Source organism: Streptococcus parasanguinis (assembly GCF_964238605.1).
Taxonomy (GTDB): domain Bacteria; phylum Bacillota; class Bacilli; order Lactobacillales; family Streptococcaceae; genus Streptococcus; species Streptococcus parasanguinis_AJ.
Map to the genome: position 1 here is coordinate 18,098 of NZ_CAXSMM010000016.1, position 19,292 is coordinate 37,389.

Sequence of the window (19,292 nt, forward strand, 5' to 3'; positions counted from 1 at the left end):
TTTCCTCAGCTTTTACAGCCCTACTCAACTGTGAGGAGGTGGGACGACGAAATCGAATTCTAACGAATTACCAATTTCTGTCCTACTCTCTTTTCTATTTATTCAGCTAAGAGCACTTCTTTGATGGTTTGTTTTTGGAGTTTTCTGTTGGATAGATAAAACAGGCTTTCATAAACCACAGCAAAACCGAGCAAGGTCCAGAAGCACACATTCCCATCAAAGTGATGCTCAATTTTACCAGGAACCGTATCTTTGATCACACCGATCAAGATTTCCATGATGCCATATTGATAAGCCGTCCCAAGAACAAATCCTAGATAAGCCCAAAAACGATAGGGAGCGAGAATATGACCTTGGCATTCACGATTGGTGTAACCAAAAGCCTTCATAAGAGCCAAGGTTTCGCGGCTTTCTGAGACCACAATCCCCAATGACAAAAAGAGTATCGAGAAAGAAAGGATCAAGCCAATCATGATCATCATGGTTTGGATGATATCATCTGTGTAATCCCTGAGGCCAAAGGACAATTGAACCATGGCCGCAAAACACATAGATCCAAAGACTACAAAAAACAGTATAGATTTTCTCCCCCAAATCAGTGATGAGGACAGCTCTTTTAGGAAGTCCTTCTCTTTCTGAGGAGCTCGCTTTCTCCTTTTGACCTTGATTGGACTTGGGGACTTTTTCAATAAGCGAAGCGCTGGCGTTTGTAGTTGTCTTCTAGCATAACCAATCGCGAGAAGCATAAAGAAGGTCGTTGGCAGGATCACCAAGGCAAGCAAGAGCTGCCAATGAAAGTGAATGGTAATTTCTGGCAAAATCCCCTTCTCATTACGGAAGTCGTAAAAATGTCCCATCATGAGAAATGAAGCGAAATAGCCAAGAAGCGCTCCAGCTCCAAAACTGAGTCCAAAGGCCCAAAACCGTTTCGCCAACTGGCCATTGCTGTAGCCCAAAGCCTTTAAAATTCCTAATTGTTCCCTGTGGTCATCGACAAATTGTTTGATATAAAAACACATGAGAAGGACCGACGTCAAGGACAAGACAACCCCACTGACCATGGCCACCATCCAGGAAAGCGAAACCTGGGCATCATAGTAGGTCTGCATCATGGGATTGGTTTTCGAAATCTCCAACTGCTCGATATCCAGGTAAAAATTCAAGAAGAGATTGGCCACAAAGACCGCACAAACCCCAATGATACTGACGACAACTAATTTACGAATATCTTTTACTGAAAACATGGCTTACCATCCAATCTCATAAGCAGTCTGAGGTTGATCATTGGTCTCAACTTCTGTAATCTTGCCACTATTGACACGGATAATAGTTCTGGCCATATCCGCAATATTTTGGTTGTGCGTCACCATGACGAGGGTAAAGCCCAGCTTTTCCTTCAGTTTCCAGATATAGTCGAGAATCTTTCGCCCTGTTTCTTCATCCAGGGCGCCCGTCGGCTCATCTAAGAAAAGAATCTCTGGCTTTTTGGCCAAGGCCCGAGCAATGGAGACTCTCTGCTGTTCTCCACCAGACAATTCACTCGGATACTTGTCCAGCTTATCGCCAAGCCCCAAATCCTCAATGATCTGCAAAAAATCATGATTGTTTGCCAGATCAGCTCCCATCTTTACATTCTGTCTAACCGTTAGATTCGGCAATAGATAATACTGCTGGAAAATAAAAGCAATCTTCTCACGTCTAAAGGCTGTCAGTTGGGCATCCGTGAGTTGTGATAAATCTTGTCCTTGAATGAGGATATGCCCCTCGTCTACCTTTTCTAATCCTGACAGCACATTTAAGAGAGTTGATTTCCCCGATCCAGAAGGGCCGAGGATCACCACATCATCCTGGTCTTGAATCTGCAAATCAATCCCTTTTAAAACCTTGGTTTGGCCGTAACTTTTGTGCACATTTTCTAGTTGAATCATTTCTTTCCTACCATTTCTTTGATGAGAGATTGACAAACCTCTGTCAGTAATCCAATCACTTCTTCCATGCTGAACTGGTAAATACCAGAAGCAACCATTGAGGCCATCCCGTGCGAGTAGATAAATAGATGCTGGTACAAGCGACCAGCCTCCTCTACAGTCAAAGGATAGTCTGCAACAATCGAATCCAGAACCAATTGGTAACTATGATCCTTCATGGGAAGAAAATCTTGAAAGCGACGAATCGGATCTTTGCTAGGATTTTGGAAAAGCAATTGAAAGAGTTGTGGCTCTTTTGAGGCGAAAAGGATATAAGCAACCCCGACAGATCGAAAAGGCTTCTCATCTTCTAAGGCCTTGCGAATATACTCCACCACGACCATCTCCGCAGCACCAATAACCTCTGCTTGTAACTCAGACATATTGGCAAATTGCCCAAAAATGACTCTCGGTGTGGCTCCCAGTTTCTCCGCTAATGCTCTAGCTGTCAAACCAACCATTCCCTCTTCTCTCACCAATTGTAAAGCTGTCCCAATCATAGCCTCTTTACTAAATTTAACCTTGGGTGGCATAAGACTCCTTTCGCGCAACATCTGTTGCGCAACACTTGTTGCATAAAGAATACCATAAAAAAGAAAGACTTGTCAAGAAAAATCTGAAAACCACAAAACAAAAACCAGACCACCGATAAGAGTGGAATCTGGTTTGATAACCATTATTCTAAGGCAAATCATTTCCCGCCGCCAAGTAGATTTGGTACCACTCCTTGCGCGTCAAAGTGACTGTTGCTGCTTTCCCTGCTTCAAGGACATGCTGGGGCTTGGTCGTTCCGATGACAGCCTGCATCTTACCCGGATAGCGAAGGACCCAAGCAAGGGCGATGGCTGTCGGAGTGACCTGGTATTTTTTCGCTAAGTCATTGAGGACATGATTGAGAGCTGCAAACTCTTCCTTGCCGACAAAATTCCCCTTGAAATAGCCATACTGGAGGACAGACCAGGCCTGAATCACCGTATCAGTTAAGCGGCAATACTCAAAGACACTGCCATCTCGCACGGCTGCTTTAGGCCCTTCCATATTGACATGAAAACCAGCCTCAAAGCTCGGTGTAAAGGCGGCACTCAACTGCAACTGGTTGACCTTGAGAGGTTGTTTGACAGCCGTCTTAAGCAATTCCATCATCATGGGGATTTGATTGGACACCCCAAAATGACGAACCTTGCCCGCTTGCTCCAACTGATCAAAAGCTGCTGCCACTTCTTCCGGCTCCATGAGGGCATCCGGTCGATGCAGGAGGAGACTATCTAAGCGCTCGATCTGCAGACGCTCGAGGATACCATCGACAGAGTCCAAAATATAGTCCTTCGAAAAATCAAAATAGGTAAAGCCGTCTTTGCGAATCCCGCACTTGGACTGGATCCACATCTGGTCCCGAAGATCCGGACGACGCTTGAGAACCTTACCCAGCAGGACCTCACACTGGCCATCGCCATAGATATCTGCCAGATCAAAGGTGTTGATCCCAATCGACAAGGCCGCCTCCACCAAGGCCTCCACCTTATCTTCACTCATCTGACTGATCCGCATCATCCCAAGGACAATCGTGGACAGACGCTCATTTTCAGCAAACTCAATATAGTTCATGTCCGCCTCCTTTTCTGTAGTTCTATTGTATTGAAAAGGCTTGCAAAAGTCAATTTGCAATCAAAAAGCCCTCAGCAATAACTGAGAGCTCATCTGATTAGCGATAGCTAAGAGCACGTTTAATGGTCTTCCATGGTCCGAGGTCATCGGTCTGAAGGATCAGGCTCGCATAGATACGGGCGATGAGAACTGTTCCCACGATGGTAAAGAGAACCGCAATTCCCAATGAAGCCCAAGATTCAAGACCAGTCGCATAGCCATTAATGGTACGGAAAGGCATGAAGAAGGTTGAAATGAATGGAATGTAGGAACCGATCTTCAATAAGAAGACATCACCGGCACTTCCCAAGGTGGTTACCCCAAAGAAGCTAAAGAGGACTAACATCATTAGTGGCGAAATCGCTTTTCCTGAATCTTCAGGTCGTGCTACTGTGGAGCCTAAGAAGGCAGAGAGCACCACATACATAAAGACCCCAAGGATAATGAAGAAGACGGTATTGAGCGAGATCGCTTCTGCTAGATGTTGGGTAATTGGAGAGTTTGGAGCGAGAAAATCCTTGACAACAGGGATATCTGCTCTAAAGATCCAAACAGCTACTAGCCCAACTACATAGACAAAAATATGGGTAAAAATCACTCCGAAGAGTCCGAGCATGCGTGCGAAGAAATAGTCGGTTGCTTTGATACTAGAGAAGACCACTTCCATGATCTTGGTTCCTTTTTCACTGGCCACTTCTTGGGCTGTGATACCAGAGTAGAACATCAAAATCATATAAAGCAACATTCCTAGAGCACCTGCAACCATGGTTTGCACCATTTTCAAGCCTTCTTTTTTCTCATCAATTTTTTCTTTGAGAGAAACCTGTTGAGACAAGGCTGTCAGTTGCTCTTTGCTTAGATTAGCATGCGCTAGATTGATTCCTTGTTGGACTTGGCTTAATTTCGCAGCGACAAGCGATTTCAAATCTGTTTTCATGGCTTGGTCGCCCACATAAGTGGCTTCTAGCTGGCCATCTTTTTCATCGACCGTTAGGTAAGCAGCTGCTTTCTCATCCTTGATGGCTTTTTTAGCTGCAGCTTCATCCTTGTAGTCCAAGGTCAAGCCATCAGTTCCTTTGAGACTTTCTTTGACAGCTGGAACTTCTGTCACCAAGGCCACCTGGTTTTTGGCATCTGTAGAAGAACCTGTCAGATAACCGATTCCAATGCTCAATCCTAAAAAGAGGAAGGGACCGAAGACCATAAAGAGGAAACTCCATGATTTCACTTGTCTGATATAGGTTTCTTTCATTACGACAAACATCTGTTTCATACTTCTACTCCTGATTCAAGTTTAAAGATCTCATCAATAGTTGGGGCTTGGTGGTCAAAGGTCGCAATGTAGTGGCCCTTGGTCAAGCGGTCAAATAATTCTGGACCAGCTGATGCATCATCCAAGATCAACTTCCAAGTCCCTTGCTTGGTCATGCTGACCTTGGTCACGTGTGGCAGAGCTTCTAGCTCTTCTTTGCTAAAGTCGTTTGAGACAAAGAGGCGAGTCTTGCCATAGCTATTCCGGACCTCTTGGACAGGCCCTGAAAGGACAACCGAACCATCACGGATCATTAGGATATCATCACACAACTCTTCGACATTGGTCATGACGTGGTCAGAAAAGATAATGGTTGCCCCACGCTCTTTTTCTTCAAAGATGACCTGCTTGAGCACTTCTGTATTGACCGGATCCAATCCGCTAAAGGGTTCATCTAAAATGATCAATTTTGGCTCATGGATCAAGGTGATGATCAGTTGCACCTTCTGTTGGTTCCCTTTTGAGAGGCTCTTGATTTTATCGGTCAATTTCCCTTTTACTTGGAGTTTTTCCATCCAGGTCGGTAATTTTTCCTTGACCTCAGCAGTGCTCATTCCTTTTAAGGCAGCCAAATAGCGGACCTGCTCAAAAATCGTGAGTTTTGGCATGAGACTACGTTCTTCAGGCAAATAGCCAATCTCCTTGTAGGTCTCTTGCGTAATCGCTTTACCACCTAGACGAATCTCACCACTGTAGTCCAAAAAGCGCAAGATACTGTGGAAAATAGTTGTTTTCCCGGCACCATTTTTCCCAACTAAGCCAAGGATATGCCCTTGTTGAGCTGTCAGATCTACTCCGAAGAGAACCTGCTTATTCCCAAAGCTTTTTTCTAAATTTCTAATTTCTAACATGGATGACTCCTTTACTCTTTATAATAACGTTTGGTAATCTTGTATTGTGAGACCAAGATATAGAGATAAATCAGTGATACAACTACTAAGGCTAATAAGATATCGGTATGGAAAAAGGTACCAATCAAGAAAATTCCAATTAAAGCAAAAGGCAAGATATAATTGCTTAACTTAATGATAATTTCATAGTTTTCCTCGTAGCTAATCTGCTTTTCTGCTTCATCCATCATACTCATCATAAATTCACGCACTTCTTTGGCATTAGCATTGCGGGGAATCGGTTTTCCATAAATCAGATGGAAGGTCTTGCGAAAGAAGATATCCGATAGGAAAAATAGGGCAATCAAGACAAGAAAGAGATAGAGCATGGTAAAGTCTCCAAAGATAAAAGCCATGTCCCCAGCGTCAGGTCTATCTAAGTCGACCAATTGACTATAAAAAATGACGAATAAAAAGTAGGGCAAGATCATGATGCCTTTAAAAATGGTCGCTAAGCCATATAGTTTTTTCTTTTGAATGTCATAGTGATAGGCTTCATCATCGTCTTCTATTTGGAGCATCTTTTGATGGACTTTTCTCGCGCACATCAGTAAGACCATCGTGAGTATAAATGCGACTAAGAATAAAACTGCTGAGCCCAAAAGGAGTACTTCTTTACTAAAGAAGGATTGGATTTCTAGGGGCTTTTCGTATCCAAACATTTCTGTCAAAAATCCGATAACTCCTCCGATCAAGCCGGAAACTGTAATGATACCTACATTTCTCCAAAAACGGTAACGAGGGGTTCGTTCTTGTTGTTGCTTTTTCATTGTTATTCCTCTTCCTCCACTAGACTAAAGACATTTTCCACAGGTTCCTTGAAAATCTGGGCGATGGTGATGGCAATGATAACCGAAGGGGTGTATTCACCCCGCTCCAAGAGACTGATAGACTGGCGCGAGACTCCAGCTAGCTTGGCTAGCTCGGATTGGTTGAGCCCATCACGCGCCCTCAGCTCTTTCAATCGATTTTTTAAGATCATGGCTTTCGCCTCCTATAGCTGAACATCTTGAATATCTTCGATGCGAACTAATTTTGTCTCGCTTTGTTGTTTATTATTCACACGAGTCAGTTTGACCCAATCTTCATCGATATCCATAATTTCATATTTGGTTCCAAAACCATTTACTGTGACAGTGACCGTTTGGCCTTTCAATTCTTCTAAAAGTCTAGACATGTCTTGATTTCCTTTCACTTGTTTTTCTAATCGTCTAATGCGTTTGTTCAACCTTTTTATCTTCTTTTCTGAGCTTGCATAAATGATAACCAGAAAAGGGATAAATAGAATCCATATAGCTCCCATAAGAATACCTCCTCTTCTTTCAACTAAAAACATTGTAACACTTCTTTTTCTTTTTGACAAGCATATTTGTCAAAAAAATAAAAATATTTGTCAAAAATAAAAATATGATTGACAAGGTCATTTGAGGTACGAAATAAAAGGTCCGTATTTACGCACCTTTTAAGAATCCTTTTTCCATTGACAAGCTCTGTAAGAAATTTTTATAATGAAGAAAATACTACTAAGGAGGATCTAGATGTCAATTCGTTTAGCTCAACCAAAAGATATTCCTGCTTTGCTTGGTCTCTTAGAACAAATTCTTTCCGTTCACCACCAAGCCCGTCCCGATATTTTCAAAGAAAGTGGCGGAAAATATAGTGAAGAAGAATTGAAAAAGTTAATGACGCAAGAGCAGACACCGATTTTCGTCTACGAAAATGCGGATGACCAGATCCTAGGACATCTCTTCATCACCATTAAAGAAGTCTCTGACAATCCTGTGCTTCATCCGATAAAAACCCTCTTCATCGAAGACTTGTGTGTCGATCAAGCAGCGCGTGGACAAAAGATCGGTGATCAACTTTATCAATTCGCTGTCAGCTATGCCAAGGAAATCGGCTGCTACAACCTGACTCTTAATGTCTGGAATGACAACGAGGGAGCTCTTCGCTTCTACCAAAGACAGGGTATGAAGCCTCAAGAAACCGTCATGGAAACCATCTTATAAAACTGATTAAAAAACCGTTGATGCATCTCATCAACGGTTTTTCCTATACACATTTGTTACCGCACTTCTGCGTCTACTTTTTCTTCAAGTGATGCTTGGATTTTTTCCATGTAGCGTGCGACTTCTTCGTCTGATTAAAACCTCTTTTGTGTAGATCAAGTAGCTCGAGGCAAAAGATTGGCAATCAATTGTATTCATTCCCTGTCAACTATGCCAAGAAAATCGGTTGCTACAACCTAATACTCCATTTCTGGAATGACTATAAAGGAGAGCCCTACACTACTATCAAAGGCAGGGCATGAAACCTCAAAAAACTTGATGGAAGTTATCATTGACTAACCTTTCAAACATAAACAAACAATTTCTTTGTTAATCTTACTATTTTATGATTAGATTAAACAATCTAACTCAAAAAATAATCATCAATTTCACTTATATTATGTAAAAGATTACTATCATCAACATCCAATTCTCTCGCTAATTGAACTGAATATTCAAGTCTTAAGGAAATATTTATTTGAACATCGAAAGCATAGTTCTGTAACTCACCTAGTTTTTTATACTTTTCAACTATCTCATTAAAAATTTCTTGATATTTTAAATCTAGTTTATTTAGATAATGTTGCATTTTTGAGTTATACTCTTCAATCATCTTACGTTCACGATTACTCAAAAATTGTTTACCTATATCTAATATAATACTTGTTGCAATAGATCCAATTACAGGTCCTACCACAGGAATCGGAATAATCGCTTGCCCTAAACATGCTCCTAAAGCAGCTCCTGTTGCATCAATCGCATTAAATAATGCTAAATTAATAAAGTCATCATCATTCAATTTTCCTATCCTATAATCAAGTATAAGTCGAATAATTCCAAATGTTCCAGCCGAAATAGCGCCTGCACTAGAAGCCGACATTCCACAAACATTTGTTAACCCATAGATAGAATAAGATGAGATACCACCTTTCATAATACCATCTCCTGCACTCATTCCGCAGTCTATCCAATCTTCATCAGTGAATGTCAAAATATCTTTGCCTTCTTGATACTTCTGTATCAATTTAGAACTTAGACTAAATCCTCCCTGTACTATTGAAGAAATTGTAGCGGCACGATTTGCCTCTTTTAAACTAGGCAACGATTTTATATAGGCGGTTTTTTTCTCTAAATTAGTATTGTTATTAATTAATTCTCTTCTTTCAGCAGATTTATTTGAAATATCTTTTCTAATAGCAGATAGTGTTTTTCGAATACTTTTAGTCTGCACTTCCTTATAATTCAATTTTGATGCATTTAACCATTTAGTATGAGATGTCACATGTCTAGCTTTATTTTCTTCACTTATTAAGAGTTTAATTCTATCAATAGTGTTTTTTGTCAGTCGGTTACCATTGAAAGTAATATATTCATCACCATTCATAATTTTATTTATCAATTTAACATGATCTTTCGGAATCATCATTTTCATATTTCGATAATTTGCAGCCTGTTTCAATTCTTTACAAACATTATCGTAAAATTTCATCTGTACTTGATTTTTTCCGAAATTTAAATCTGCTGGACCATTATCATTTAAAACTTTTGCTAATTTCCTCATTCCTTCAAAAGCTCTATAAGCATTTGTGACCCCTTCTTCCGCAAACTCAGCAATGAATCCATGTAATCCTCGACTACCTCCCCTATTATTAAGGATTAACTTATTTATCTCTTCTTCAGCTTTGTCTAGACTAATTTTAGCTTTTAAATTATGTTTTGCTAATTCTAATAACTCATCTTTATTGGCTTGTATTATTTTTTCTAAAGAGGTCGATAATTCTTCCAATCTTAAATGATTTAAAAAATCAATATAATATGCAATCCCTTCATTCAGGATATATTCATTATTTATTTTCATCTATAACGATTTCCTTATTAACTAACTGCGCAAGCGAAAGTGTTGAATTTACTAGAATTCCTGCCAAATACTTTTCATTATCAGTAAATAAACTATAATCATTTCCAGTAAAATTTTTATTTAATTCACTTAACTCTAAAATCTGTTTTTTCGTGAATTCTATCATTTTCTTTATTTCTTCATTAGATTTTTGAGTGCTTTTAATTAAAAATTCAACCTTCTTCCTCTGTTCAGTTGCCTCTTTAATCGCTTCATCATTTTTAAAATTTGCATACACACCTGCTCCAATTGACGCAGTTAACATTAGTCCAGCAATTGTCCATCCAACTGGTCCTGCTAGAGCAAGCAAACCATTACCTGCTGACATTCCACCTCCACCAGCTGCTAATGCTCCTCCTCCTAGCCATGCTAAAGCTGCATTGCTTGCTGCCGCTCCTGATAAACTAGAAATTGCTGTACCAGTTGAAGCTACTCCAAAAGTAGTTGCAATACCCATAGCTGCAGTAGGTCCTAATGTTGCAACAGCCACTCCCAATGCACTTAGAGATGCAGTTGCAGCACTACTACCGCCTGCAGCTTTAGCATCAAACTCCGCTTTCTTTATCTGGTCCTTCTTATCTTGAAAGTTATGGATTTCATGTTTTATCATTTGCAAATTTGTTTTAAATTCTTTCGGAGAGTTAGCTAATTCACTAATTCTCTTCTCAAGAATTCCTACGACTTCCACAGCTTCTTCTCTAACATTATACAATTCATTCGATGAATGTATTAGCTCTTTTGATTTTAATTCATATTTTGAAACAGATTGATTAAACTCATCTACTGCTTTCCTTCGTAATTTATCATTAAATAAATCAACAGAGTTAACTTGCTCTTTTATATTATTGGCAGATTTTCCGACTTGATTCACTACATTTCCTGCAATCTTTCCTGTTTCAGTAACGACATCACCTGTGACTTTCACCACGTTATCAGTCACCTCGCCTACAAATTTTCCTGTATTTTGTACTACATCACTAGATGTTTTTATAACATTATTAGAAACTTCTCCAACAAATTTTCCTGTATTTCTAGCAACATCACCCGTTACTCCTGCAATATTATTCGTAACATCTCCTGCAATTTTCCCTGCATCATTTAATACTTTTCCTGTTTCTTTGACAATACCATTAGCTAAATCAGATGTCATTTTCCCAATTTGATTAAATAAATCCATAATAAACTCCATTCATAGTAGTGACCAATTATGAAACACTAATTATTAATAACCTAATTATCTAATAAAATAATTATTTAGTCAATATATTAAAGAATAATAAACTCAGAATAGACAATCATTATAATTATTTGATTTCAAAAAAACAGCTGAGAAATTCTCAACTGTTTCATGTTTTTACGATTTACCGCACTTCTGCATTTACTTTTTCTTCTAGTGAAGCTTGGATTTTTTCCATGTAGCGTGCGACTTCTTCGTCTGTCAAGCTATCTTCTGGATTTTGGAAGGTCAAGCTGTAGGCCATGGACTTCATGCCAAGTCCTAGTTTTTCACCTGAGAAGACGTCAAAGAGTTTGATGTCTGTCAAACGTTTCACACCTGCAGCTTGAATGGCATCAACCACCTCTTGGTGAGTCACTTCTGCTTTGAGGAGAAGGGCGATATCACGGCTCACAGCTGGGAATTTGGTGATTTCCACAAAGGCTGCGGCTGGTTGAAGAGCTGCTTCAATAGCAGATAAGTTCAATTCTGCCACATAGGTTTCTGGGATATCATAAGACTTAGCTGTTACAGGATGCACTTGCCCCAATACCCCAATCACCTGGTCACCAAGTGAGATCAAGGCTGTACGACCTGGGTGGAGACTCTTGATTTCTTGTGTTGCTGTATAAGTCACTTCAAGACCCAAGCGAGCAAAAAGGGCTTCAAGGATTCCTTTAGCGTAGAAGAAGTCAACTGGTACTGCTGCTGTTTGGAAGTCCTTTTCAGCAACTAAGCCCGTCAAAGCAAAGGCAAAACTATTGATTTCATTTGGCAACTCTTCTTTTGGATTACCAGTTTGCTCGAAAACTTTTCCGATCTCATAGATAGCCAAATCTTTGTTCTTACGAGCGACATTATAAGCTACGGTATCCAAGATTCCTGAGATCATATTTTGACGGAGGACTGAACGATCCACAGTCATTGGCCACATGAGCTCTGTTAAATTGCTTGGCGCAGTCGCAAATTCAACGGCTTTTTCAGGAGTTGTTAAAGCATAAGTAATGATTTCAGTTAAGCCTGCTCCTTCAGCAATAGTCCGAACTTGACGACGGAGTTTTTGAGTCGCAGTCAATTCACCGGCTGTCCCATCATCTTTTGGAAGGGTTGCTGGTAATTTGTCATAGCCATAGATACGAGCGATTTCTTCAAAGAGGTCCGCTTCAATCGTGATGTCCCAACGGCGACGAGGAACGCTGACTGTGAAGCTTTCTGCATTTCCAGAAAGGCCAAAACCAAGACGACGGAAGACATCTTCGACATCTGCGTAGGAAAGCTCTGTTCCAAGGACACGGTTCACATCTGCAAGAGTGGAAGAAACTTCCACATCTGAAGTATCCAACTGGCCTGCTGAAACGATGCCCTTACGCACGGTTGCACCAGCCAATTCAGCAATCATGCTCGCTGCTGCATCAAGGGCTTCATTAACGGTTGCCACGTTGATCCCTTTTTCAAAGCGAGAAGATGATTCAGAGCGTAGGTTGAGACGACCACTTGTCTTACGGATCGATTTGCCATTGAAGACAGCCGCTTCAAGGACGACACGAGTAGACTTTTCAGAGATTTCTGTAGCCTCTCCACCCATGACACCGGCAAGGGCTACTGCTTTGTCAGCAACCGTAATCACGAGGTCACTTGTTTCCAACTCACGCTCTTCCCCGTCCAAGGTCACCAATTTCTCACCTGCACGCGCTTCACGCACACGGATGTCATTTCCTTCAAAGGTATCCAGATCAAAGGCATGCATAGGCTGACCAAAGTAAAGCAAGATATAGTTGGTCACGTCGACGACATTGTTAATGGGACGAATGCCTTCGTTCATGAGGAGGTTTTGCAACCATTGTGGACTTGGTGCGATGGTTACGTTGTCCAAGATACGAGCTGCATAATAAGGAGCCTTGTCTGTGTCAATGCTGACAGAAAGAGCATCTGCTGCGGCTTGGTCTGTTTCGGTCAAGGTAAAGTCTTTGAAGTTCACAGCTTTATCATAAATCGCTGCTACTTCATGTGCTACCCCACGCATAGAAAGAGCATCTGCACGGTTTGGAGTGATAGAAAGCTCGATGATTTCATCATCCAAGTCGAGGTAAGAGAAGACTTCTTCTCCTGGGACAGCATCTTCTGGCAAGATTTGGATCCCATCTGCAAATTCTTTCGGTACAACAGAGTCAGAAATCCCTAATTCACCAAGTGAACAGATCATCCCGAGGGATTCCAAACCACGGATTTTCCCTTTTTTAATCTTGTAGTTATCTGCGATGCGAGCACCTGGAAGAGCCACCATAACCTTGATACCTGCTCGCACATTTGGTGCTCCACAGACGATTTGACGGGCTTCTTCTTCCCCCACATTAACTTGGCAGACATGAAGGTGTGTCTCTGGCACATCTTCACAAGACAAAACTTCTCCGACGACAATTTTTGAGAGACCAGCAGCAGGCGATTCCACACCTTCTACTTCGATCCCTGTAGTTGACATTTTTTCAGCCAACTCTTCTGATGGCACATCCACGTCCACCAATTGTTTTAACCATTTATATGATACTAACATTATTCTGATCGTAAGATCCCACTAGGTGAGATCTTCTCAATTCCTTTCTCTCAATTTGGACCCACAATTAAGCTTGCGGATTCTCCTTCAAATGCTTGCGTAGCAACCAGTCGGTATCCACAGCTTCCCCTGTGATAAAGTGGTGCTCGCTAAACCGTTCAAATCCGAATTGTTTGTAAAAGTTTTGGGCCTTAAAATTTCGTTCCCAAACACCCAGCCAGACCCAGTCAAATCCACGTTTTTGAGCCTCTTTTAAGGCAAAGGTAAACATTTCCTTGCCATAGCCCTTGCCATGATGTTCTTTTTTGACATAGATACGCTGGATTTCAAAAGCATTGTCCATCTCTACTGGCTCCGTTTGTGCCTTGCCCCAGTTAAACTTGAGGAAACCACAAATTTCCTGATGGTGATCAAGGACAAAATAGGTCTCTGATTCCGGGTCTGCTAGGTCCTTTTTGATTTGCTCTAGCGATAAAACCGTCTGGTAGTAATCTTCCATATCGGCATCAGAGTTGTAGGGACCAAAGGTATCCCCATAGGTTTCCACCTCTAATTCCCTTAAAATATGAAATTCTTTCGCCTTAACTTTTACTAACATAATTATTTAAACTGTTCTGAGAAGCGAACATCCCCTTGATAGAAGCCACGGATATCATTGATTCCGTAACGAAGCATGGCCACACGCTCTTGACCAAGTCCAAAGGCAAATCCTGAATAGATTGTTGGATCAATCCCACTCATCTCAAGGACGCGTGGGTGAACCATACCGGCTCCCATGATTTCAATCCAACCAGTTTTCTTACATACGTTACATCCCGCTCCACCACACTTGAAGCAAGAAACGTCCACTTCAACCGATGGCTCAGTGAATGGGAAGTAAGAAGGACGCAAACGGATTTGACGTTCTGCACCAAACATCTTTTGCACGATCAATTGAAGCGTTCCTTGAAGGTCGGCCATAGAAATGCTTTTCCCAACGACCAAGCCTTCGATTTGATGGAATTGGTGGCTGTGGGTCGCATCATCCGTATCCCGACGGAAAACCCGCCCTGGCGAGATCATCTTCAAAGGCCCCTTGCTAAAGTCATGCGCATCCATCGCCCGCGCCTGTACAGGTGAGGTATGGGTCCGAAGCAAGATTTCTTCTGTGATATAGAAGGTATCCTGCATATCCCGCGCTGGGTGATCTTTAGGCAGATTCATCCGTTCAAAGTTATAATAATCTTGCTCCACTTCAAAGCCGTCTACGACTTGATACCCCATCCCGATAAAGATATCTTCGATTTCTTCACTAGTTTGGGTCAAAATATGACGGTAACCACTAGCAACTGGACGACCTGGAAGGGTCACATCGATGCTTTCGCTCGCTAGTTTAGCTTGGACTTTCTTTTCTTCCAAGAGTTTGGCGGTTTCTTCAAAGGCAGCCGTCAAGACATCACGGGCTTCATTGACGTGTTTTCCAATAACCGGACGCATCTCAGCAGAGACATCCTTCATCCCTTTAAGAATTTCCGTCAGAGATCCTTTTTTCCCAAGAACAGAGACCCGTAGTTCTTGCATCTCTTTTTCATTTTCAGCAGAGATCTGCTTCAAGGCTGCCAGCGTTTCTTCTCGAAGCGCTTTTAGTTGTTCTTCAATCGTTGACATATTTCCTCCATCATGGTCCACCTACAGACATAGAAAAAAACCGCGTGCCTTCTCCTAATCGGAGCGTTGACACGCGGTACCATCCGTTTTTTATCTGTAAACCAGACCTTAATTTCTAAATCCTTGCGCAAGTGAATTCACCCAGCTTTCATGCAAAGAGCTTTCAGTCACGGCTCTTCTCCCTGTCGCACTTCCCTTGAGGTACTAGTCTTGCAGATTTCTATTCAATTACTATCTAGTTTATCAGATTTTTAGTTAAAAAACAAGTTAGATGAGACTAATTTCAATAGAATAAGGAACAGGACGCGATGCATTATCTATTTGCCTGGTCTGCTTCATCTGCTTTCCTTTTCAATAGAAGAGTTGCTGCTTGGTTAAAACCATCACACCAGTTATACCATTTTGCTTCATACTCATCTTGAGGTAAGATACGATTTTTTAAATCCAAAACAGAGTCTATCTTTCTTTCCTCGCAAGCTTGCGCATAGAGAGCATACAAGGCATCGCCACCATCTCTATCAAACTCAGCAGAAATCGTATCTTGACCCGCCAACAAAGCCTGATAAGCCCTGTGATGCCCATCTGTAATCAAGAAGCGATTGCCAACTGCAAGAATACTAATCGGATCCATATTGATGATTTCTACCGACTGATCAAGCATCTGGATATCATGTAACTTCTTTTCTGATAAGTATAGTTGGGTCGGATGAAGATCCGTTAGCTTGACTTCCAATTCTTTCTCCTCTATCATGAGTAACACAGCTGATCGTGGGCACTGGTAGATATTTTTAAAGGTCACGATTTAAAGACCTATCAAAGCCAAATTCTCCTGCCACTCTGTGATTCGTTTCGTTTTTATTTAATGACTTGTCCAGCATCTTTCAAGACAGATTCTGGAATAGTAATGCCCAATTCATCTGCGACTTTTATATTGATGACAGATTTTCCTTGGCTAAAGATTTCAACAGGTGTGTCTGCAGGTTTTTGACCTTTCAAGATCTTCGCAGCCATTTTACCAGTTGCTACTCCAAGATCATGTTGGTCGACAACGACTGAACCAAGACCACCAGCTTCAACCATGGCTGTTGCACTTGGGAAGATTGGTTTTTTAGCTGTTTTGTTTGCTTCGACAACTGTTGAGAAGGCTGAAGCGATGGTATTGTCGATTGGAACCCAGATGGCATCGACTTTGCCTGACATTACAGACACAGTGGAAGCGATTTCGTTTGTAGAAGGAACAGAATAAGGAACGACCTTGTAGCCTGCTTTTTCAGCCAATTTTGTAAATTCTTCTACTTGAGATTTTGAGTTATCTTCACTGGTTGAGTACAGGATCCCAATTGTTTTCACGTTCGGAGTCAACTCTTTGATCAATTTCAACTGTTGCTCAGTTGGATTATGGTCAGATACCCCAGTGATATTGCCACCTGGTTTTTTCAAATCTTTGACCAAGTTTGCGCCGACCGGATCAGTGACAGCTCCCATAACGATTGGTTTGTCTTTGGTTGCACTAGCCAAACCTTGAGCAGATGGAGTTGCAATTCCAATCAAGACTTGGTTATCCTTGTCTACCAATTGTTTACTCATGGTTGCAACTTTGTTTTGGTCGCCTTCAGCATTAAGGAAATCAATGTCCACTTTGTCCTTGTCATAACCTTCTTCAGCTAAACCATCTTGAATCCCCTTGTAGATCAAATCAAGCGAAGGGTGGCTGACCAACTGCAAGACCCCAACTTTATCCTTTTCATTGCTGCTTGCTGCCTTGTTGTCTTTACCTGCTGTAGCTGAATAGATCGCTGTCCCAATGACTGCAGCTGCAATCAAACCAATAATTCCCATTAAACGTTTATTTTTCATTTTTAATACCTCTTCTATTTTTCATTTTCTTCTTTTTTTCCATCATCTAAAGACTGCGACGCCATCGTTTCTTCATATCTTTTCTCCCTTCTCATCTAAAACAAAAAACACACCCACACATAGCAAAAGCTATGTGAGGACGTGTCATCGCGGTGCCACCTCACTTATGGGAAAAAGATAGTCTCCCCCATATCTCTGTCTTGTCTAGCAACAAGTTGCACGATAAGGTGTGCCAACCGAATTTTTATTGTTTCAAATTCATCTCATCATTAGTCCAATTTCATAAACTGCCGCTACCCACTCTCAGCAACCGTGGGCTCTCTTGAAACTTTCATTTACTACTTTTCTAATTTCTTACATTTTAAAGTTTTCTTTCAAAAAAGTCAATACTTTTTCAGTATTTTTTTGGAAACGTTCGCATTTTCTATTGAACAGCCCCTAGCTTCTTTCTGGGATTTCCTCTCTAATTTTGATATAATTTACTAGAATAAACGCTAGAATGATGAGGAATCCCATGTCTTTTGATGGATTTTTTTTACACCATATGGTGCAAGAATTGAAGGCCGAACTCTTGAGCGGTCGCATTCAAAAAATTAACCAACCCTTCGAGCAAGAATTGGTGCTCCAAATCCGAGGCAATCGGAAAAATCAAAAACTCTTGCTCTCAGCCCATTCTGTCTTTGGACGGATTCAACGGACCCAGACCAACTTTGAAAATCCTGCCTTTCCCAATACCTTTATTATGGTTATGCGCAAATATCTTCAAGGCGCTGTCATCGAAGGGATTGAGCAAATGGAAAACGACCGGATTCTCGAAATCCGTGTCTCCAATAAAAACGAAATTGGAGATGCCATTTCTGTCAGCCTCATGATTGAAATCATGGGCAAGCACAGTAATATTATTCTCCTGGACCGCACCAGCAATAAAATTATCGAAGCCATTAAACATGTCGGCTTCTCACAAAATAGCTACCGGACCATTCTCCCTGGGTCGACCTATGTAGCTCCTCCGAAAACCGACGCGGTCAATCCTTTTACAATTGGAGATGAATCCCTTTTTGCCCTTCTTCACAAGGAAGAGTTAAGCCCAAAAAACCTTCAAAAATGTTTCCAAGGTTTGGGGCGAGATACGGCTCAAGAATTAGCCAAGCGACTTAAGACGGATGAAAAATTAAAAACCTTCCGTGCCTTTTTCCAAGCTCCAACTGAGCCTCGCCTAACGACCAAATCCTTCTCGGCTATCCCCTTTGCAGATGCGACCAATCAAACCTTTGAAACACTTTCCGATCTGCTGGATGACTATTACCGAGACAAGGCTGAGCGCGATCGGGTGCAACAACAGGCCAGTGAATTGATCCGCAAGGTCGAAAACGATCTTGAAAAGAACCGAAAAAAATTAGCCAAACAAGAAGCTGAGTTAGCGGCGACCGACAATGCGGAAGAATTCCGCCAAAAAGGAGAATTGCTGACAACCTTCCTCCATCAGGTACCAAACGACCAAGACCAGGTTGTTTTAGATAATTACTATACCAATGAACCGATCACCATCCAACTCAACAAGGCCCTGACTCCCAATCAAAATGCCCAACGCTACTTCAAACGCTACCAGAAGTTAAAAGAAGCCGTCAAACATTTGACCATCCTCATTCAAGAAACCAAGGAAACCATTTCTTATCTTGAAACGGTTGAAACAGCCCTTTCTCAAGCGAGCCTGGCTGAGGTGGCAGAGATTCGAGAAGAGCTAATCCAGACCGGCTTTATCAAACGGCGCAACCGCGAAAAAATTCATAAACGGAAAAAACCTGAGAAATACCTGGCGAGTGATGGAAAGACTATCATTTTAGTGGGTCGCAATAATCTGCAAAACGATGAACTGACCTTTAAGATCGCTAAGAAAGATGAACTCTGGTTCCATGCAAAAGATATCCCGGGAAGCCACGTCGTCATTACAGGAAATCTCGATCCATCGGATGAAGTGAAGACCGACGCTGCAGAGTTGGCGGCCTACTATTCCAAGGCCCGTCTCTCAAACCTGGTCCAAGTAGATATGATCGAAGCTAAGAAACTCAATAAACCAACTGGTGGAAAGCCCGGCTTTGTCACCTACACAGGCCAGAAGACTCTGCGGGTCACCCCAGAAGAAGAAAAAATCAAAGCCATGAAACTAACGGACTGATTTCAAAAATAAAAGAGAGTGGGACAGAAATCGGTAATTCGTTAGAATTCGATTTCGTCGTCCCACCTCCGCACAGTTGAGTAGGGC

At 41.6% G+C, this 19,292-nt stretch carries 18 protein-coding genes and 1 other annotated feature; of the genes, 2 read left to right on the forward strand and 16 right to left on the reverse strand.

From position 1 onward, the window contains the following. Positions 1-98 precede the first annotated feature (98 nt). The 9 genes from ACESR9_RS09700 to ACESR9_RS09740 form a co-directional block, all read right to left on the reverse strand. Positions 99-1,244: an FtsX-like permease family protein gene (locus tag ACESR9_RS09700; RefSeq protein WP_373106379.1), complete on the reverse strand. Its 1,146-nt coding sequence runs from the start codon at positions 1,242-1,244 to the stop codon at positions 99-101. A gap of 3 nt (positions 1,245-1,247) precedes the next feature. After that, positions 1,248-1,928 carry an ABC transporter ATP-binding protein gene (locus ACESR9_RS09705; RefSeq protein WP_155169486.1) on the reverse strand — a complete coding sequence of 227 codons (681 nt, stop codon included), beginning with the start codon at positions 1,926-1,928 and terminating at the stop codon, positions 1,248-1,250. Continuing rightward, positions 1,925-2,500: a TetR/AcrR family transcriptional regulator gene (locus ACESR9_RS09710; RefSeq protein WP_373106380.1), complete on the reverse strand. Its 576-nt coding sequence runs from the start codon at positions 2,498-2,500 to the stop codon at positions 1,925-1,927. Before ACESR9_RS09710 ends, ACESR9_RS09705 begins: the two co-directional genes overlap by 4 nt. A gap of 148 nt (positions 2,501-2,648) precedes the next feature. After that, complete coding sequence (locus ACESR9_RS09715; protein WP_373106381.1) at positions 2,649-3,572, reverse strand: aldo/keto reductase; 924 nt, start codon at positions 3,570-3,572, stop codon at positions 2,649-2,651. 97 nt (positions 3,573-3,669) lie between these two features. Beyond that, a complete protein-coding gene (locus ACESR9_RS09720; protein ID WP_049497987.1) occupies positions 3,670-4,884 on the reverse strand; it encodes an ABC transporter permease in 1,215 nt (404 codons plus the stop codon). After that, complete coding sequence (locus ACESR9_RS09725; RefSeq protein WP_373106382.1) at positions 4,881-5,774, reverse strand: ABC transporter ATP-binding protein; 894 nt, start codon at positions 5,772-5,774, stop codon at positions 4,881-4,883. The genes ACESR9_RS09720 and ACESR9_RS09725 overlap by 4 nt, the downstream gene beginning before the upstream one ends. Before the next feature lie 11 nt (positions 5,775-5,785). Beyond that, positions 5,786-6,583 carry a DUF3169 family protein gene (locus ACESR9_RS09730; RefSeq protein ID WP_373106383.1) on the reverse strand — a complete coding sequence of 266 codons (798 nt, stop codon included), beginning with the start codon at positions 6,581-6,583 and terminating at the stop codon, positions 5,786-5,788. Positions 6,584-6,585: 2 nt separating this feature from the next. Beyond that, the gene (locus tag ACESR9_RS09735; protein WP_023918610.1) at positions 6,586-6,795 is read right to left on the reverse strand and encodes a helix-turn-helix transcriptional regulator; all 210 of its coding nucleotides are present in this window, start codon (positions 6,793-6,795) and stop codon (positions 6,586-6,588) included. Positions 6,796-6,807: 12 nt separating this feature from the next. Next, positions 6,808-7,116 (reverse strand): hypothetical protein, encoded by a 309-nt coding sequence (locus ACESR9_RS09740; RefSeq protein ID WP_201037524.1) that lies wholly within the window; start codon positions 7,114-7,116, stop codon positions 6,808-6,810. 235 nt (positions 7,117-7,351) lie between these two features. Between ACESR9_RS09740 and ACESR9_RS09745 the strand changes: the two genes are divergently transcribed. Beyond that, positions 7,352-7,822, forward strand: coding sequence for a GNAT family N-acetyltransferase (locus ACESR9_RS09745; protein WP_373106384.1), 471 nt, complete (start codon positions 7,352-7,354; stop codon positions 7,820-7,822). A gap of 403 nt (positions 7,823-8,225) precedes the next feature. Here the strand turns inward: ACESR9_RS09745 and ACESR9_RS09750 are convergent, their stop codons facing one another. From ACESR9_RS09750 to trpX, 7 genes are all read right to left on the reverse strand, one after another. Beyond that, positions 8,226-9,719: a hypothetical protein gene (locus ACESR9_RS09750; protein ID WP_049482279.1), complete on the reverse strand. Its 1,494-nt coding sequence runs from the start codon at positions 9,717-9,719 to the stop codon at positions 8,226-8,228. After that, positions 9,706-10,935: a hypothetical protein gene (locus ACESR9_RS09755; RefSeq protein WP_229289732.1), complete on the reverse strand. Its 1,230-nt coding sequence runs from the start codon at positions 10,933-10,935 to the stop codon at positions 9,706-9,708. Before ACESR9_RS09755 ends, ACESR9_RS09750 begins: the two co-directional genes overlap by 14 nt. Before the next feature lie 184 nt (positions 10,936-11,119). Next, on the reverse strand, positions 11,120-13,525 hold the full coding sequence (gene pheT / locus ACESR9_RS09760; protein WP_373106385.1) for a phenylalanine--tRNA ligase subunit beta: 2,406 nt from the start codon (positions 13,523-13,525) through the stop codon (positions 11,120-11,122). 67 nt (positions 13,526-13,592) lie between these two features. Then, the gene (locus ACESR9_RS09765) at positions 13,593-14,123 is read right to left on the reverse strand and encodes a GNAT family N-acetyltransferase (protein WP_373106386.1); all 531 of its coding nucleotides are present in this window, start codon (positions 14,121-14,123) and stop codon (positions 13,593-13,595) included. Positions 14,124-14,125: 2 nt separating this feature from the next. Continuing rightward, complete coding sequence (gene pheS / locus ACESR9_RS09770) at positions 14,126-15,172, reverse strand: phenylalanine--tRNA ligase subunit alpha (protein ID WP_314653993.1); 1,047 nt, start codon at positions 15,170-15,172, stop codon at positions 14,126-14,128. A gap of 313 nt (positions 15,173-15,485) precedes the next feature. Next, positions 15,486-15,923, reverse strand: a complete 438-nt coding sequence (locus ACESR9_RS09775) for a ParB N-terminal domain-containing protein (RefSeq protein WP_373106387.1) — start codon at positions 15,921-15,923, stop codon at positions 15,486-15,488. A gap of 104 nt (positions 15,924-16,027) precedes the next feature. Beyond that, entirely contained in the window at positions 16,028-17,029 is a 1,002-nt protein-coding gene (trpX, locus tag ACESR9_RS09780) for a tryptophan ABC transporter substrate-binding protein (protein WP_373106388.1), read from the reverse strand. 132 nt (positions 17,030-17,161) lie between these two features. Further along, positions 17,162-17,393: a binding site (T-box leader), on the reverse strand. Positions 17,394-17,543: 150 nt separating this feature from the next. On the opposite strand from trpX, the gene ACESR9_RS09785 reads away from it, so the two are divergent. Next, positions 17,544-19,205 carry an Rqc2 family fibronectin-binding protein gene (locus ACESR9_RS09785; protein ID WP_049516314.1) on the forward strand — a complete coding sequence of 554 codons (1,662 nt, stop codon included), beginning with the start codon at positions 17,544-17,546 and terminating at the stop codon, positions 19,203-19,205. Positions 19,206-19,292: the final 87 nt, after the last annotated feature.

Excerpts from the sequence above, each read along its gene's own strand:
- ACESR9_RS09700 (WP_373106379.1), bottom strand. The coding sequence starts at position 1,244 with ATGTTTTCAGTAAAAGATATTCGTAAATTAGTTGTCGTCAGTATCATT.
- ACESR9_RS09705 (WP_155169486.1), bottom strand. The coding sequence starts at position 1,928 with ATGATTCAACTAGAAAATGTGCACAAAAGTTACGGCCAAACCAAGGTT.
- ACESR9_RS09710 (WP_373106380.1), bottom strand. The coding sequence starts at position 2,500 with ATGCCACCCAAGGTTAAATTTAGTAAAGAGGCTATGATTGGGACAGCT.
- ACESR9_RS09715 (WP_373106381.1), bottom strand. The coding sequence starts at position 3,572 with ATGAACTATATTGAGTTTGCTGAAAATGAGCGTCTGTCCACGATTGTC.
- ACESR9_RS09720 (WP_049497987.1), bottom strand. The coding sequence starts at position 4,884 with ATGAAACAGATGTTTGTCGTAATGAAAGAAACCTATATCAGACAAGTG.
- ACESR9_RS09725 (WP_373106382.1), bottom strand. The coding sequence starts at position 5,774 with ATGTTAGAAATTAGAAATTTAGAAAAAAGCTTTGGGAATAAGCAGGTT.
- ACESR9_RS09730 (WP_373106383.1), bottom strand. The coding sequence starts at position 6,583 with ATGAAAAAGCAACAACAAGAACGAACCCCTCGTTACCGTTTTTGGAGA.
- ACESR9_RS09735 (WP_023918610.1), bottom strand. The coding sequence starts at position 6,795 with ATGATCTTAAAAAATCGATTGAAAGAGCTGAGGGCGCGTGATGGGCTC.
- ACESR9_RS09740 (WP_201037524.1), bottom strand. The coding sequence starts at position 7,116 with ATGGGAGCTATATGGATTCTATTTATCCCTTTTCTGGTTATCATTTAT.
- ACESR9_RS09745 (WP_373106384.1), top strand. The coding sequence starts at position 7,352 with ATGTCAATTCGTTTAGCTCAACCAAAAGATATTCCTGCTTTGCTTGGT.
- ACESR9_RS09750 (WP_049482279.1), bottom strand. The coding sequence starts at position 9,719 with ATGAAAATAAATAATGAATATATCCTGAATGAAGGGATTGCATATTAT.
- ACESR9_RS09755 (WP_229289732.1), bottom strand. The coding sequence starts at position 10,935 with ATGGATTTATTTAATCAAATTGGGAAAATGACATCTGATTTAGCTAAT.
- pheT (WP_373106385.1), bottom strand. The coding sequence starts at position 13,525 with ATGTTAGTATCATATAAATGGTTAAAACAATTGGTGGACGTGGATGTG.
- ACESR9_RS09765 (WP_373106386.1), bottom strand. The coding sequence starts at position 14,123 with ATGTTAGTAAAAGTTAAGGCGAAAGAATTTCATATTTTAAGGGAATTA.
- pheS (WP_314653993.1), bottom strand. The coding sequence starts at position 15,172 with ATGTCAACGATTGAAGAACAACTAAAAGCGCTTCGAGAAGAAACGCTG.
- ACESR9_RS09775 (WP_373106387.1), bottom strand. The coding sequence starts at position 15,923 with ATGATAGAGGAGAAAGAATTGGAAGTCAAGCTAACGGATCTTCATCCG.
- trpX (WP_373106388.1), bottom strand. The coding sequence starts at position 17,029 with ATGAAAAATAAACGTTTAATGGGAATTATTGGTTTGATTGCAGCTGCA.
- ACESR9_RS09785 (WP_049516314.1), top strand. The coding sequence starts at position 17,544 with ATGTCTTTTGATGGATTTTTTTTACACCATATGGTGCAAGAATTGAAG.